Source organism: Acinetobacter sp. 161(2023) (assembly GCF_037027805.1).
Classification (GTDB): Bacteria; Pseudomonadota; Gammaproteobacteria; order Pseudomonadales; family Moraxellaceae; genus Acinetobacter.
Window position 1 is genome coordinate 75,907 of record NZ_JAZEYD010000009.1, and the last position, 13,640, is coordinate 89,546.

12 protein-coding genes are annotated in these 13,640 nt (G+C 39.3%); 7 read left to right on the forward strand and 5 right to left on the reverse strand.

Annotated elements, in window-relative coordinates; translation table 11 throughout:
• The first annotated feature begins 7 nt into the window (after positions 1–7).
• Together WA249_RS10420 and WA249_RS10425 are read left to right on the forward strand one after the other, a co-directional pair.
• A complete protein-coding gene (locus WA249_RS10420) occupies positions 8–793 on the forward strand; it encodes an acetoin reductase (RefSeq protein WP_336168508.1) in 786 nt (261 codons plus the stop codon).
• Between the two features lie 29 nt (positions 794–822).
• A complete protein-coding gene (locus tag WA249_RS10425) occupies positions 823–1,881 on the forward strand; it encodes a 2,3-butanediol dehydrogenase (protein WP_336168510.1) in 1,059 nt (352 codons plus the stop codon).
• A 47-nt stretch (positions 1,882–1,928) separates the two neighbouring features.
• On the opposite strand, the gene WA249_RS10430 is transcribed toward WA249_RS10425, so the two are convergent.
• Positions 1,929–2,840, reverse strand: coding sequence for a bestrophin family protein (locus tag WA249_RS10430; RefSeq protein WP_336168512.1), 912 nt, complete (start codon positions 2,838–2,840; stop codon positions 1,929–1,931).
• A gap of 69 nt (positions 2,841–2,909) precedes the next feature.
• A complete protein-coding gene (locus WA249_RS10435) occupies positions 2,910–4,181 on the reverse strand; it encodes a sigma-54 interaction domain-containing protein (RefSeq protein WP_336168514.1) in 1,272 nt (423 codons plus the stop codon).
• Between the two features lie 191 nt (positions 4,182–4,372).
• Here WA249_RS10435 and WA249_RS10440 point away from each other — a divergent pair, with 191 nt between their 5' ends.
• The 4 genes from WA249_RS10440 (at position 4,373) to WA249_RS10455 (ending at position 8,816) form a co-directional block, all read left to right on the forward strand.
• Positions 4,373–5,068: an MBL fold metallo-hydrolase gene (locus WA249_RS10440; RefSeq protein WP_336168516.1), complete on the forward strand. Its 696-nt coding sequence runs from the start codon at positions 4,373–4,375 to the stop codon at positions 5,066–5,068.
• Positions 5,069–5,077: 9 nt separating this feature from the next.
• On the forward strand, positions 5,078–6,733 hold the full coding sequence (locus tag WA249_RS10445; protein ID WP_336168518.1) for a TIGR01244 family sulfur transferase: 1,656 nt from the start codon (positions 5,078–5,080) through the stop codon (positions 6,731–6,733).
• A gap of 175 nt (positions 6,734–6,908) precedes the next feature.
• Positions 6,909–7,700: a sulfite exporter TauE/SafE family protein gene (locus tag WA249_RS10450; RefSeq protein WP_336168520.1), complete on the forward strand. Its 792-nt coding sequence runs from the start codon at positions 6,909–6,911 to the stop codon at positions 7,698–7,700.
• A gap of 111 nt (positions 7,701–7,811) precedes the next feature.
• Positions 7,812–8,816: a homoserine dehydrogenase gene (locus WA249_RS10455; protein WP_336168521.1), complete on the forward strand. Its 1,005-nt coding sequence runs from the start codon at positions 7,812–7,814 to the stop codon at positions 8,814–8,816.
• A gap of 33 nt (positions 8,817–8,849) precedes the next feature.
• On the opposite strand, the gene WA249_RS10460 is transcribed toward WA249_RS10455, so the two are convergent.
• Positions 8,850–9,767, reverse strand: a complete 918-nt coding sequence (locus tag WA249_RS10460) for a DMT family transporter (protein ID WP_336168523.1) — start codon at positions 9,765–9,767, stop codon at positions 8,850–8,852.
• A gap of 166 nt (positions 9,768–9,933) precedes the next feature.
• Here WA249_RS10460 and WA249_RS10465 point away from each other — a divergent pair, with 166 nt between their 5' ends.
• Positions 9,934–10,788, forward strand: a complete 855-nt coding sequence (locus tag WA249_RS10465) for a helix-turn-helix domain-containing protein (RefSeq protein WP_263031728.1) — start codon at positions 9,934–9,936, stop codon at positions 10,786–10,788.
• Positions 10,789–10,806: 18 nt separating this feature from the next.
• Here WA249_RS10465 and chrA read toward each other — a convergent pair whose 3' ends face one another.
• Positions 10,807–12,153, reverse strand: a complete 1,347-nt coding sequence (chrA, locus tag WA249_RS10470) for a chromate efflux transporter (protein WP_336168527.1) — start codon at positions 12,151–12,153, stop codon at positions 10,807–10,809.
• Positions 12,154–12,335: 182 nt separating this feature from the next.
• Positions 12,336–13,622: an MFS transporter gene (locus WA249_RS10475; RefSeq protein ID WP_336168529.1), complete on the reverse strand. Its 1,287-nt coding sequence runs from the start codon at positions 13,620–13,622 to the stop codon at positions 12,336–12,338.
• Between the last annotated feature and the right edge of the window lie 18 nt (positions 13,623–13,640).

Below are 13,640 nucleotides of genomic sequence, written 5' to 3' on the forward strand. Positions count from 1 at the left end.
GTTGAAAATGGTTAAGGGATTAAAAAATAAAGTCGCGTTAGTGACAGGGGCAGCTCAAGGCATTGGCCGTGGGATTGCCCTGCGCTTGGCGCAAGAAGGAGCACAAATTGCATTGGTCGATATGAAACAAGATCGACTCAATGCTGTACAGCAAGAGATTCAAGCTCTAGGCGTAAATGCCAGTATGTTTATTGCCGATGTCAGTGATCGTGAACAGATTTATGCAACGATTAACGATGCTGAGCAGACGCTTGGTGGCTTTGACATCATGATTAATAATGCTGGAATTGCTCAGGTTCAGGCTATTGCAGATACAACACCAGATGATTTTCACAAAATCGTTGATATCAATATTGGCGGTGTACTGTGGGGCATACAGGCTGCTGCTGCAAAATTTAAGCAACGCCAACATAAAGGCAAAATCATTAATGCTTGCTCAATTGCAGGCCACGACGGGTTTGCTTTGCTAGGTGTTTATTCTGCTACCAAGTTTGCAGTGCGTGCGCTTACCCAAGCCGCCGCAAAAGAATATGCCAGTCACGGTATTACGGTAAACGGTTATTGTCCCGGAATTGTTGGAACCGACATGTGGGTTGAAATCGATAAACGGTTTGCTGAAATAACAGGTGCCGCAATCGGTGAAACTTATAAAAAGTATGTGGAAGGGATTGCTTTAGGTAGAGCTCAAACACCAGACGATGTAGCGGCATTAGTTGCTTTTCTGGCAAGTGAAGATTCGGACTATATTACGGGTCAATCCATTTTAACGGACGGCGGAATTGTCTATCGCTAAAACAACATCCTGATTTGAGGGAGATAATAATGAAAGCAGCGCGTTTTTATGACAGAGGGGATATTCGTATTGAAGATATCCCTGAACCAGAAGTCACTCCTGGCACTGTAGGCATTAAGGTAGCTTGGTGTGGAATTTGTGGTACAGATTTGCACGAATTTATGGAAGGGCCAATTTTTATTCCACCATGTGGACATCCACATCCTATTTCAGGCGAATCTGCGCCGATTACGATGGGACATGAGTTTTCAGGTGTGGTCTATGCCGTAGGTGAAGGCGTTGATGACATTGAAATTGGTCAGCATGTCGTCGTAGAGCCCTACATTGTGGCCGATGATGTACCAACTGGACCGGGCGATAATTATCATCTTTCTAAAAATATGAACTTTATTGGTTTAGGTGGTCGTGGTGGCGGTTTGTCGGAAAAAATTGCAGTTAAACGCCGTTGGGTACACCCAATCTCTAATAAAATTCCACTGGATCAGGCTGCCTTGATTGAACCGTTATCGGTTGGTCATCATGCTTATGTACGAAGTGGCGCTAAAGCAGGTGATATTGCTCTGGTTGGTGGTGCGGGCCCAATTGGTTTATTGCTTTCGGCAATTTTAAAAGCGAAAGGGCTTAAAGTCATCATTACTGAGCTGAGTGCAAAACGTAAAGAAAAAGCCAAAGAGTCGGGAGTCGCAGATTATATTTTAGACCCGTCAGAAGTTGATGTGGTTTCTGAGGTTATGAAAATCACCAATGGTGGTGGCGTCGATGTTGCATTTGAATGTAGTAGCGTTAACAAAGTTCTAGATACTTTGGTTGCGGCAGTGAAACCAACAGGCGTGATAGTGATTGTTTCGATCTGGAGCCATCCAGCATCAATTAATGTGCATAGTGTGGTGATGAAAGAGCTTGATGTACGAGGAACAATTGCCTATGTGAATGATCATCAGGAAACCATTAAACTGGTCGAAGAAGGTAAAATAAATCTGGAACCTTTTATTACGCAGCGCATTCAACTTGATGATTTGATTTCACAAGGCTTTGAAACTTTAATTCATAATAATGAGTCAGCTGTTAAGATTATTGTACATCCATAAATAAACACTTAAACCTATAAAAAAGAGCGAATCATAGCTCTTTTTTATTAAAGTAAATTATTGTTTTGAGCTTCAATAATAGGGGGTAATGGCTGTCCTAAAGAACTTAAAGACTCTCGTTCAATCAAACGCACAATAGAATCGAGCGGTAAATCATTTTCCTGCAAACCGAAAGGCTCTTCAATTTGAGCACTTAGGGCGTCTAGCCCTAAAAACATATAAGCGATTAAGCCGACAATAAGCGGTGTCCAAATACCTAAAGCTGCTTCAAGACTAAACGGTAAAATGAAACAAAAACAATAAACAGCACGGTGCAAAAGTACTGAATATGAGTAGGGCAAAGGCGTACCAGCAATTCGGTCACAACCTGCTTGAATATTGCCTAGCTCAACAATATGACGCGTCAATGTGCCATAGATAATGTCACTAATTTCGCCGTTTTTTAGGGTTTTGACTAAATCTTTTTGAATATTTTCGAGTACAAACTGGGGGGCATTAATATGTTCATTTAAGTGATCAAGTGAAGAGTTATTTAAATAAGCATGTTCAAGAAATTTCGTTGGCTCTGCTGTTTGTTGGCGCAAACGGTCGCGCAATAAATTACTAAAAATTAAGACTTGATGAATTAAATGCTCGCGTTGCTCGTTTGATAGAACATGACTATCTCTGACAATATGTCTGGCATTGGCAATTAAAGCGCCCCATAACTTGCGTCCTTCCCACCAACGGTCATAACACGCGTTATTTCTAAAACCGGTACAAATTGAAAGAATAACGCCAAAGATGGTAAATCCAATTGCGGGAACGGTAGGGATTTGAATCCAATGATAATAAGAAAGCCAGACTACACATGCTGAAATAAGAACAACAAAACTCAATGCGGGCAAAACTTTGGGTAGAACTGTTCCTTTCCATGCAAATAAGAGTTTAAAAACGCTGTTTTTATCGCGAACAATCATAGAAAGCCTTTGAACTAACGGACCTAACCAAGTGCAGTATGATACGCCTTAGATCAGATAAATACCTACCTAAAGCTTATGTTTTTGTCTATATCGCCAAAGCGTAGTGCGGCTAATTCCAAAAATATTAGCCACCATATTCAGGTTGTGGTTATATTTTTCCAAAGCTGCTTGCACATTTTCAGGGGTAAGTTCTGTATTTGTCTCAGGCAATTTAACGTAATCATCTGCATTTAAAAGCTCATTTGGTAAGTCTTCAACTTCAATTTCATCCTTACCATTTGCCATGGTTAACGCATAAAGCAGGGTGTTTTTAAGCTCACGAACATTTCCTGGCCAGTCATAATTTAAAAGAACTTGCATGGCTTTTTGATTGACATGACGAGGCATGGTGTCGAGTTGAGTTGAGCTTTCTTTTAAAATCTGATCGACAATAAGAGGAATATCGACTTTCCGCTCTCTGAGTGGCGGTATAAAAATTGGAATTACGCGTAAACGGTAGAGTAAATCATGACGGAAACGCCCAGCCTTAGCCTCTTCGCGTAAAGCTTTATGTGTTGCGGTAATAATTCGGACATTGGCTTGAATCGGTTTTTCACCACCTACAGGAGTAAATTCACCTGTTTCTAACACCCGTAATAATTTAGCTTGAAGCTCTAAAGGAATCTCGGCAATTTCATCCAGAAACAGTGTTCCGCCTGCGGCACGTTCAAAAACGCCTTTATGGTCACGAATTGCTCCTGTAAAAGCGCCTTTCACATGCCCAAATAGTTCACTTTCTAAAATATTAGAATTTAAAGCTGCACAGTTAATCGCTACAAAAATCTTATTTTTACGTTGGCTATAATCATGAATTGCTTTTGCCACAAGCTCTTTACCGCTACCAGATTCGCCGCGGACGAGCACTGGAAACTCAGTAATTGCCACTCTTTGAATAATTGAAAACATGCGGGCCATTTCTGGTGAGCAACTATTAAAAACCTTGGCTAAGTCTTGTAACTGCTCTGTTAATTGCACTTGATCAGCAATATTATCTTCTGTGCCAACTGGCTGTAAAATATGTAGCTTCCCAATAAAATGGTTTTCGCTAATATAAATGTCATGCTCTTGATAGATAAATCGCTTTTTAATTTTATGCGTATTGATTTCAAGATATTGATTGTGATGATCTTGAGTCAGAGCTGCCATACTCTCGACAGAAATGTCATCTGTATTAAATTTATAGTGAATTGCTTGAGTCGTCGTGTCTGCTAAAAACAGACTCGCATTTGGGAATAAAGCTTTTAATTGTTCAAATAAAATAAAAAAATCTTGCTCTGACTCAAAATTTAACTTTGCCATTGTCTGTGTTTCATAATCGTTTCATTGAAACATACTTGAGTTTCAAAGGAACATCAAGCTGAATTTATTTTCTAACTTTAATTTTACTTATCATTTTAAGTATTTGATTTTTATACTTATTATTTAATTTAAAATAATTGGCATCTTATTTGCAAAATATAGGAAAGAAATAAATTATTGGGGTATAAATCATGTTATTTAAGCAGTTTTTTGAGCAGGAAAGTTCGACTTATACATATATGCTTGGGTGTGAAGAAACACGAGAGGCTGTTTTAATTGATCCAGTCGCATCAGATATGGAGATTTATACAAAAGAATTAGAGCAGCATCGATTTACGCTCATCTATACCTTAGATACACATGTTCATGCAGACCATATTACTGCTGCAAATTTACTTCGGGAACGTTTTCATTGCAAATCGGTTTTACACCGAAACTCTGATGTAAATTGCGGAGATATTTTAATTACAGATGGTTGCACGCTTAAACTGGGCAACCACAGTATTGAAGCACGTTATACCCCAGGCCATACCAATGCTTGTACGAGTTATTTGTTAGGAAACATGGTTTTCACTGGTGATGCATTATTAATTGATGGATGCGGTCGAACTGACTTCCAGCAAGGTAATGCAGGCACACTTTATGACAGTATTCATAAGCAACTTTTCAGCCTACCTGACGAAACTATTGTGTATCCGGGGCACGATTATAAGGGGCGTTTGTCTTCAACGATTGGTTATGAACGTTTAAAAAATTCACGTTTAGGTCAGAATCGCTCACGAGAAGATTTTATTAAATTGATGAATAATTTAAATCTGCCATATCCAAAACAAATCGATAAAGCACTACCTGCCAATCAGGCCTGTGGTTCAACTTCACAATCATAAGGTGGCGATATGGAACTTAAACGAGTTAATCAAGAATTTTATGTTGCTGACCAGATTACTGCTAATGACGTCGCGAAAATTGTAGATCAGGGAGTAAAAACACTGATATGTAACCGTCCAGATGGGGAAGGTGCAGATCAACCCAATGTAATTGAAATTGAAGAAGCAGCTCAGCAATATGGCCTAAAAGTGATTTATCAGCCTGTGACCAGCGGAAAAATTACTGACCAACAAGTTGCCGAGTTTAAGCAGCTTTATCAGGATGCCCAGAAACCTGTTTTAGCGTATTGCCGTTCTGGTATGCGTGCAATCAGTTTATGGGCTTTGGCCGAAGTTGCTCCAAAAGATGTAGCACTGTTAGTTGAATCGGGGAATAAACTTTGTTTTAACTTAAAAGGCCTAGTTCCACGTATTTTAAAACGTGATCATGAATCAGCGACAATTCCTTGTTATAGCGTTGTGATTGTGGGAGCAGGCGCAGCTGGAATTTCTGTAGCGTCTAGTCTTTTATGCCGTGAACCGAACTTGGACATTGTTATTATTGATCCGGCAGATACGCATTATTATCAACCCGGCTGGACCATGGTAGGGGCTGGAATTTTTAAGCCGCAAGTGACAGCACGCTCAATGGCAAGTGTGATTCCTTCAAAAGTGAAATGGATGAAAGCTGCTGTTGCCGGATTCGACCCTGAGCACAATCAGGTTATTTTGGAAGGATGCCAACCCATTCAATATAAAGCATTGGTCGTCTGTTCTGGTTTAAAACTCAATTGGCATGGCATTGAAGGCTTAGTCGAAACCTTAGGTAAAAATGGGGTGACGTCTAACTATCGTTATGATTTAGCGCCGTATACATGGGAACTAGTGCAACAGTTAAACGGCGGAAAGGCAATCTTTACCCAGCCTCCTATGCCGATTAAATGTGCTGGTGCTCCTCAAAAAGCGATGTACCTTTCAGCCGACTACTGGTTAAAGCAAGGCAAAATTAAAGATATTTCTATCCATTTTTATAACACCGGCGGTGTTTTATTTGGTGTGAAAGAATATGTACCTGCACTGATGCAATATGTCGAAAAATATGGTTCTGAACTGCACTTTAACCATCAACTTGTCAAAGTAGATGGGCCTGCGAAGAAGGCTTGGTTTAAGGTAGTGAACAATGAAAATGCAGAACTAGTCGAAACCGATTTTGACATGTTGCATGTTGTTCCACCGCAACAAGCGCCTGATTTTATTCGTGCCAGTACGCTCACTGATGAAGCTGGATGGGTGAGTGTTAACCCGCAAACCTTACAACACACCGAACATGCCAATATTTTTGCTCTAGGTGATGTGATGAATGCACCTAATGCAAAAACTGCTGCTGCGGCACGGGCACAAGCACCAATCGTTGCTGTGAATGTTCTTGCGAAACTAAAAGGTGAGCAAAACTTTTGTGAATACAACGGTTATGGCTCGTGTCCACTGACTGTAGAGCGTGGAAAAATCGTTCTGGCTGAGTTTGGCTACGGTGGCAAGCTGCTTCCAAGTTTTCCAAAATGGGTGATTGATGGGCAAAAGCCATCTCGTTTGGCTTGGTTACTTAAAGAGCAGATTTTACCGCCGATTTATTGGCAAGGCATGCTCAAAGGCCGCGAGTGGATGGTCAAACCTGAGCGAGGATAAACAAAGCAACGCTTTGTCCGAGCGCAAGACGAGAACTATGTTCGAGTGGAAGAGGATAAGTAAAGCAACGCTTTGTCCTGAGAAGCGACTAAAGCTTCGCAAGAAGATGAGATCTATTCACTCATTAAACAGCAGTCTACTGCAAATGATGTATATGCAATTTTAGGCTTTTGATATGTTATTACTTGTCGTTGAAGGCATCGTGATTGGCTTTTTACTTGGTCTTACTGGCGCAGGTGGCGGTATTCTTGCTGTACCTGCGCTCATGACCAGTCAAGGCTGGAGTGTGGCTCAAGCTGCGCCGATTGGGTTATTGGCAGTTGCGCTGTCTACACTCATTGGAACCATTGAAGGCTTATTTAAAAAGATTGTTCGTTATCGTGCTGCTATTTGGATTGCCTTAATTGGTGCCCCTATGGCACATATCGGAATTTTAATAGCCAACGCGATTTCACCTGTCTGGCTCATGTTAATGTTTAGCTTGGTCATGTTTACAGTAGGTTATCGACTTATTAGTAACCGAGTATCAGACTTTCATAACCCGCCGTGTCAGGTCAACCCAAGTACGGGACGCTTTATCTGGAATTTTAAAACGGGAAGCGTTCTTGCCAGCATCGGAATTATTGCTGGGCTTTTAACTGGTATGTTAGGAGTCGGCGGTGGCTTTGTAATTGTGCCAGCGCTTAGAAAAGTCACAAATTTGGATATGCATAGTATTGTTGCAACTTCACTCATGATTATTTTTCTCATCAGTGGAATGAGTATTGTGATGCATATTGCAGAGGGTTTTCACTATCCTGTAGGCATTACCAGTACATTTGCTCTCGCATGTGCATTCGGTATGTTGTTAGGCCGCCGAGCCATTCGTTTTATTCCGGCTGCAATTGTACAAAAAGTCTTTGCTTTAATGGTGTTTGCTGTCGCAATTTATATGGTAGTTAAGATTGTTAATCTCACAAATATCTAAGTGATATAGTATTTTAACTTACCTTTATAAATACAAAGTTTCCAAATGAAGCCTTAACATTAACTTTGGAAACTTTTGGATTTAAACCATTGAAATTTTTGAGAAAGCGATATGAAGCGAGTTAACGTGGCAATTTGTGGTTTTGGACGTATTGGGCAACAAATTGCAGAGCTTCTTTCAAATCGATCAACATACTATCAACAAAAATATCAAATTGATGCCCGTTTAGTGGGTATCTGCAACTCATCATCAGGTTTAATTGATCAATATGGTTTACAAGCTTCAAAGTGGTTAGATAAAACCCAATATCAAGCAGGACTAACTGAGCAAAAGTTTTTAGAACAGGTTCAAGCAGATGTCATTATTGAGACTGGCCCAAGTGATTATGTTACCGGTGGGAAAGGCCTATTTTATTTAAATTATGCTTTAACACATAGCATGAATGCGATTGCAGTATCTAAAGGAGCGTTAGTCGTAGAAGGCAAAAAATTAATTAACTTGGCTCATCAACACAAGCAAAAATTATTTTTTAGCGGTGCAACGGCTGCGGCCTTACCGACTGTTGATTTGTTTGAATATAACTTAGCTGGCTGTGGGATTTTAGAAATAGAAGGTGTTTTTACTGGAACCACAAATTTTATTTTGAATGATATGTTGCAAAATGAATGTGCGTTTACAGAATCTCTTGAAAAAGCTCAAGCAAAAGGTATTGCGGAACATGACAGTTCTTTCGACGTGGATGGATGGGATACCGCTGCCAAAATTACCATACTAGCCAATACTGTTTTAGGAGCTGATGTAAAAATTAAAGATATTCCAAGACAAGGAATTAGTCATGTTACAGCCGACCATATACGTGATTGGAAAAAAGAAGATCTAATTCCTCGTTTGGTCGGTTTTATTCATATTAAGAATCAGAAAATTCAAACAGGTGTTGAATTAAGATTAGTTCCAACACATCATCCTTTTGCTCATCTGCAAGGTTCAAATAAATGCATTCGGGTGTTAACGAAAGAAATGGGTGAACTTGTTGTAAGTGGAGGAGCATCCGCACCTTTAGCTACAGCAGCAGCGGCTTTAAAAGATTTTGAGCTGATGCTAAAAACGTCCTGCTAGAGGTGAATTATTACTTATAAAAAAAGCAGGCTTTTAGGCCTGCTTCTCACAACTTTTTTGACTATTAAATAGCTTCTTTCCAATTTCAAATTTACTAAACATTAAGTAGTTACCAAGTAAAATTAAAAGAATTCCAAATAATGCATTTAAGGTCCACTCATATCCTTCAAAGAAGGTAGAAACTGTTAGAGCAACTAACGGGAAGAGTAAAGTGCTATACGCTGCTTTTGAAGCACCAATTCGCCCAACCAGCGAAAAATAAGCAGAGAACCCAATAACTGTACCAAATACAGCCAAGTAAAGTAGCGAACTTAAAAATGGGACATTCATCGGAGGCATTAAATCTTGGCCAGTAAATAAGGCTAGACTTAACATCACCAAAGAACCATAAGTCATGGCATAACAGTTTGTTGAAAAGATATTTAGACCACGTTTTTGGTGTCTAACACTAATCATATTCCCTAAAGAAAAACCGTAAGTGCCAACCGCACATAGCCCAATACCCATTAATAACTGCGCATTAAACTGACTATTAATAAGGTCATGCCAAAAGAGTAAAACAATACCACCTAGTCCTAAAAGTGCAGCTAGAGCAAAATTTGGTGAAGGTTTTTGCTTAAAAAAGATAAAAGCATTAATGGCATTAAAGAAAACAGCCATTGAAAAAATAACGGACTCTAAACCGCTATTTACATATTTAACCGCGGTATAAAAACAAATAAAGTTTAGGCCGAAAACACAAAGGCCTTGCAGCATACAAAACAAGTGATCTTTTAAAGCAATTCGCTGTAATTTTCCTGAAAATAATAAAACAACCCAAAGTAATAAGGCTGAAATAGCAAAACGCCATAAAATTGCGACGATGGGTGTTGCATAATGGCTCTGAACGGCAATTCCAATCCATGTTGTTCCCCAAATCAACACCACCGCAACATAGAGCAAAATATTCATAAGTTCATCCTCGATTACCAAACTTAAGTATCTAGGAATGCTTAATTTTTCACGTATATATTCTTGTGTTATACATGCAAGATCTTGCGCTTTTTATATAACTGAACTAGCTGAATTTTGCTGAATATGGTTAACTTAAGCTCAATGATATTCGTTTTAATTTTGCATGGCCTATCAAACTTTAGAACAGCTACAGCAATCTAAAGCCAAGCTTCACGAAACTGTGGTGCTTGATGAAAATATGCAACTTGCATTTTGGTCTAATGAGCAAGATCGTGTAAGTGTCTGTAGCGATCACCATACTTTAAGTCTTTATATTCAAGATGGCTATGAAAGCTATCAGAAAACCCCTGCGGGCTGGAAAAATGGCGGTGGGCCGGGTCGTTTTTGTTTGTTGCCTGAACATCAGGAGTCTACTTGGGATATACGAGGCGGGCTTAAGTTCGTTCACTTGTATTATACCGACCAACATTTGCGTGATGTCGCCGAAAAAATATGGGACAAAGAGCCGAATCAAATTGAACTAAACGAAGTTGTTTTTAACGATGACGAAAAGATTCGAGCGCTATATCAGTTTTTCTTGCTGGATTGTGATTGGAATGATTCAGCAAACCATTTACAAATGAGTACAACTGCCAGTTTATTGCTAAATCATTTAATTCGAAGATATAGCAATGTTAAGTGGCAGCAGCCTGTCATTAAAGGTGGACTGGCACCTCATAAACTCAAATATATTCAAGACTGGATTGAAGGGCATTTAGACCAAGCACTCACTTTGTCTGATTTAGCAAATGTTGTTAATTTAAGCGAATATCATTTTGCCCATATGTTTAAACAATCTATGAATATGGCACCTCACCAATATGTCATGCAAAGACGCTTAACTAAGGCAAAGGGATTAATTCAGTCATCTCAGCTTTCTTTACAAGATATTGCCCTAGTATGTGGTTTTAGTTCAGCGAGTCATTTAAGCCATCGCTTTAAACAGTTTTATGGAATGAGTCCTTCACAGTTACGTTAAAGGACTCATGACTAACTTTTATAAAAGATAAATACCTAAACCAATCAGTGCTGATGTAAAAATGACGTACAGCACGTTAATGTTAAAGCGGAATAAGGCAATAAATGCAGCAATGGCAATTAAGGCTGCGATAACATCAAAGTGGCCAGAAAAACCGTGTGGCCATAGCACGTGATAACTAAAAAATAATGCTAAATTTAAAATCACACCAACCACAGCCGCGGTAATTGCAGTGAGTGGTGCAGTAAATTTTATTTCATTATGGGTCGATTCAATAAAAGGACCACCAGCAAAAATAAAGACAAATGAAAAGAGAAAAGTAAACCAAGTAACAATGATTGCACCTAATGCACCAGCAAAAAATAGATGTTCTGGACCAAGTAGTGCATGATTCACACCTCCTAAAAAACCAACAAAAGCAACAACCATAATCAGTGGGCCTGGTGTGGTTTCACCTAAAGCGAGTCCATCAATCATTTGAGTAGGTGAAAGCCACCCAAAGTTATTAACCGCACCTTGATAGACATAAGGTAAAACTGCGTAAGCCCCACCAAAAGTGAGTAATGCAGCTTTAGTAAAAAACCACGCCATTTGAGTATAAGAATGATGCCACCCAAAATATGCGCCTAAAGCTAAAATTGGCAATAACCATAAAACGATTGCCACAAAAATAAGTTTAGCTAACCGCAACCAATGGAATTTAGCATGCTCTGGCGTCGGGGTATCATCATCAATAAATGCTGGACCATAATCCTTTTGACTGGCTTTATGCCCAGCGACTGAGGAAAAAAGTTCTGGGTACTTTTTACTGGCTAAATAGCCAGCAATACCAGCTGATAGTACAATAAGTGGGAAAGGAAGCTTTAAGACAAAAATGGCAAGAAACGCAGCAATTGCGACGAACCATAAAAATTTATTTTTAAGCGAACGGCTACCTATACGGTACGTTGCATGAAAGACAATTGCGGTAACGGCAGGCTTGATCCCATAGAAAATACCTGCGATAACAGGAACATCTCCGAATTTTATATAGACCCAAGACAGCCCAATTAAAATAAATAAGGAGGGCAATACAAATAGAATACCTGCAACTAATCCTCCAGCAGTTCTATGCATAAGCCAACCAATGTAGGTTGCTAATTGCTGTGCTTCAGGACCGGGTAACAACATGCAGTAGTTCAAGGCATGCAAAAATCTTTTTTCGGATATCCAGCGCTTTTGTTCAACCAGTTCCTGATGCATTACAGCGATTTGTCCAGCTGGCCCCCCAAAGCTAATAAAGCCGAGCTTCAGCCAAAATAAAAAGGCTTGCCAGAAGGTGACTTGAATAATACTTTCAGGTAAAGGGGATTTTTCGTTTTCCATTTTTTATCCCATCAAAAAATTGATTTATATAGATCAACAGTACCAAACTAGCAATTGCCAATGAATCGAATAGGTTAAATGTACTATGCAGCTATAAGATACAGAACAAAAGTGAATTTCTTATTATTTTAAAAAGATATTCTTCTAAAAAAAGCTCTAGAAGAATATCTAACTTTTAGTTTTTAGTGATCATGTTCTAAATAGTCTGGTTTTTTCGGAAGCGCAAGGCTACACAAGAAACAGATAATCAGCATGATAATCACATAAATAAAGAAGGTATTTTCAATTCCAGCAGCTTTGAATTGCAAGGCAACTGAAGGCGCAGAACCACCAAAAATAGCATTACCTACCGCATATGAAAATCCTACGCCGAGTGCGCGTACGTGAGGTGGAAACATTTCAGCTTTTACTAAGCCACTAATAGATGTATAGAAACTCAAAATCATCATCATAAAAATGAGTAGTAAGGTAATGATGATCGGCGAATCTATATAATTAGGCATTCCAATTGCCATCACTGGATAAATAAAAATCGCAGATAATAAGCTAAATGCTAGCATTGAAGAACGTCGCCCAATACGGTCGGAAATTGAACCAAATACAGGTTGAGCACACATATAGACAAATAGCGCGAAGGTCATAATATAACCAACGGTTTTTCCATCCATCCCTAAATTAGTTAAATAGGTTTTTGAATAAACAGTTTCTACATAAAACGTTAATGAACCCGCAGAGGTATAACCAACCACCAATAAAAAGGTTTTCCAATGTTTTTTAAAGAGTTCTCTTAAGCTACCAGACTCTTCACGTTCACTATCTTGATGAGAAAGCGTTTCTTCTAAACGACTCCGTGCGAGTAAAGATACAATGGCAGCAATACCACCAATAACAAATGGGATACGCCAACCGCCATTGAGCAATTGGTCCTCACTCAAAAACGTTAATAAAATTACACCGAGTAAGCTGGCGAGTAACTGGCCACCAGAGAGTGTGACGTATTGAAAAGAAGAGTAAAAACCACGTTGACCTTTTAAGCCTAATTCACTCATGTAGGTTGCTACGGCACCATATTCACCACCCACCGATAGACCTTGAAGTAAGCGTACTACCAGTAAAAGAAATGGAGCAAATAAACCAACTTGATCATAAGTCGGTAGGGCTGCAAATAGAAAAGAGCTCAAAGCCATTAAGCAAATTGAGACAATCATTGATTTTTTTCGACCGTGTCGGTCTGCAATGCGCCCAAATATCCAGCTACCAATAGGACGCATAAAAAAGCTTGCTGCAAATACACCCCAAACGTAGATCGATTTGGTCGTGCTATCCATGTCTGGTGCAGTCAGAGCTTGAGTAAAGTAAGCAGCAAATACCGCATAGATATAAAAGTCGAACCATTCAACCAAATTACCTGAAGCTGCGCCTACAATCCCTCGTATTCTGCTGCTCTTTTCTTCCTTAGTATATGTCATAGATATTCCGTCAGTTAG

Bases quoted from the DNA above. Each gene is read 5' to 3' on its own strand.
- WA249_RS10420 (WP_336168508.1), top strand. From the start codon at position 8: ATGGTTAAGGGATTAAAAAATAAAGTCGCGTTAGTGACAGGGGCAGCT.
- WA249_RS10425 (WP_336168510.1), top strand. From the start codon at position 823: ATGAAAGCAGCGCGTTTTTATGACAGAGGGGATATTCGTATTGAAGAT.
- WA249_RS10430 (WP_336168512.1), bottom strand. From the start codon at position 2,840: ATGATTGTTCGCGATAAAAACAGCGTTTTTAAACTCTTATTTGCATGG.
- WA249_RS10435 (WP_336168514.1), bottom strand. From the start codon at position 4,181: ATGGCAAAGTTAAATTTTGAGTCAGAGCAAGATTTTTTTATTTTATTT.
- WA249_RS10440 (WP_336168516.1), top strand. From the start codon at position 4,373: ATGTTATTTAAGCAGTTTTTTGAGCAGGAAAGTTCGACTTATACATAT.
- WA249_RS10445 (WP_336168518.1), top strand. From the start codon at position 5,078: ATGGAACTTAAACGAGTTAATCAAGAATTTTATGTTGCTGACCAGATT.
- WA249_RS10450 (WP_336168520.1), top strand. From the start codon at position 6,909: ATGTTATTACTTGTCGTTGAAGGCATCGTGATTGGCTTTTTACTTGGT.
- WA249_RS10455 (WP_336168521.1), top strand. From the start codon at position 7,812: ATGAAGCGAGTTAACGTGGCAATTTGTGGTTTTGGACGTATTGGGCAA.
- WA249_RS10460 (WP_336168523.1), bottom strand. From the start codon at position 9,767: ATGAATATTTTGCTCTATGTTGCGGTGGTGTTGATTTGGGGAACAACA.
- WA249_RS10465 (WP_263031728.1), top strand. From the start codon at position 9,934: ATGGCCTATCAAACTTTAGAACAGCTACAGCAATCTAAAGCCAAGCTT.
- chrA (WP_336168527.1), bottom strand. From the start codon at position 12,153: ATGGAAAACGAAAAATCCCCTTTACCTGAAAGTATTATTCAAGTCACC.
- WA249_RS10475 (WP_336168529.1), bottom strand. From the start codon at position 13,622: ATGACATATACTAAGGAAGAAAAGAGCAGCAGAATACGAGGGATTGTA.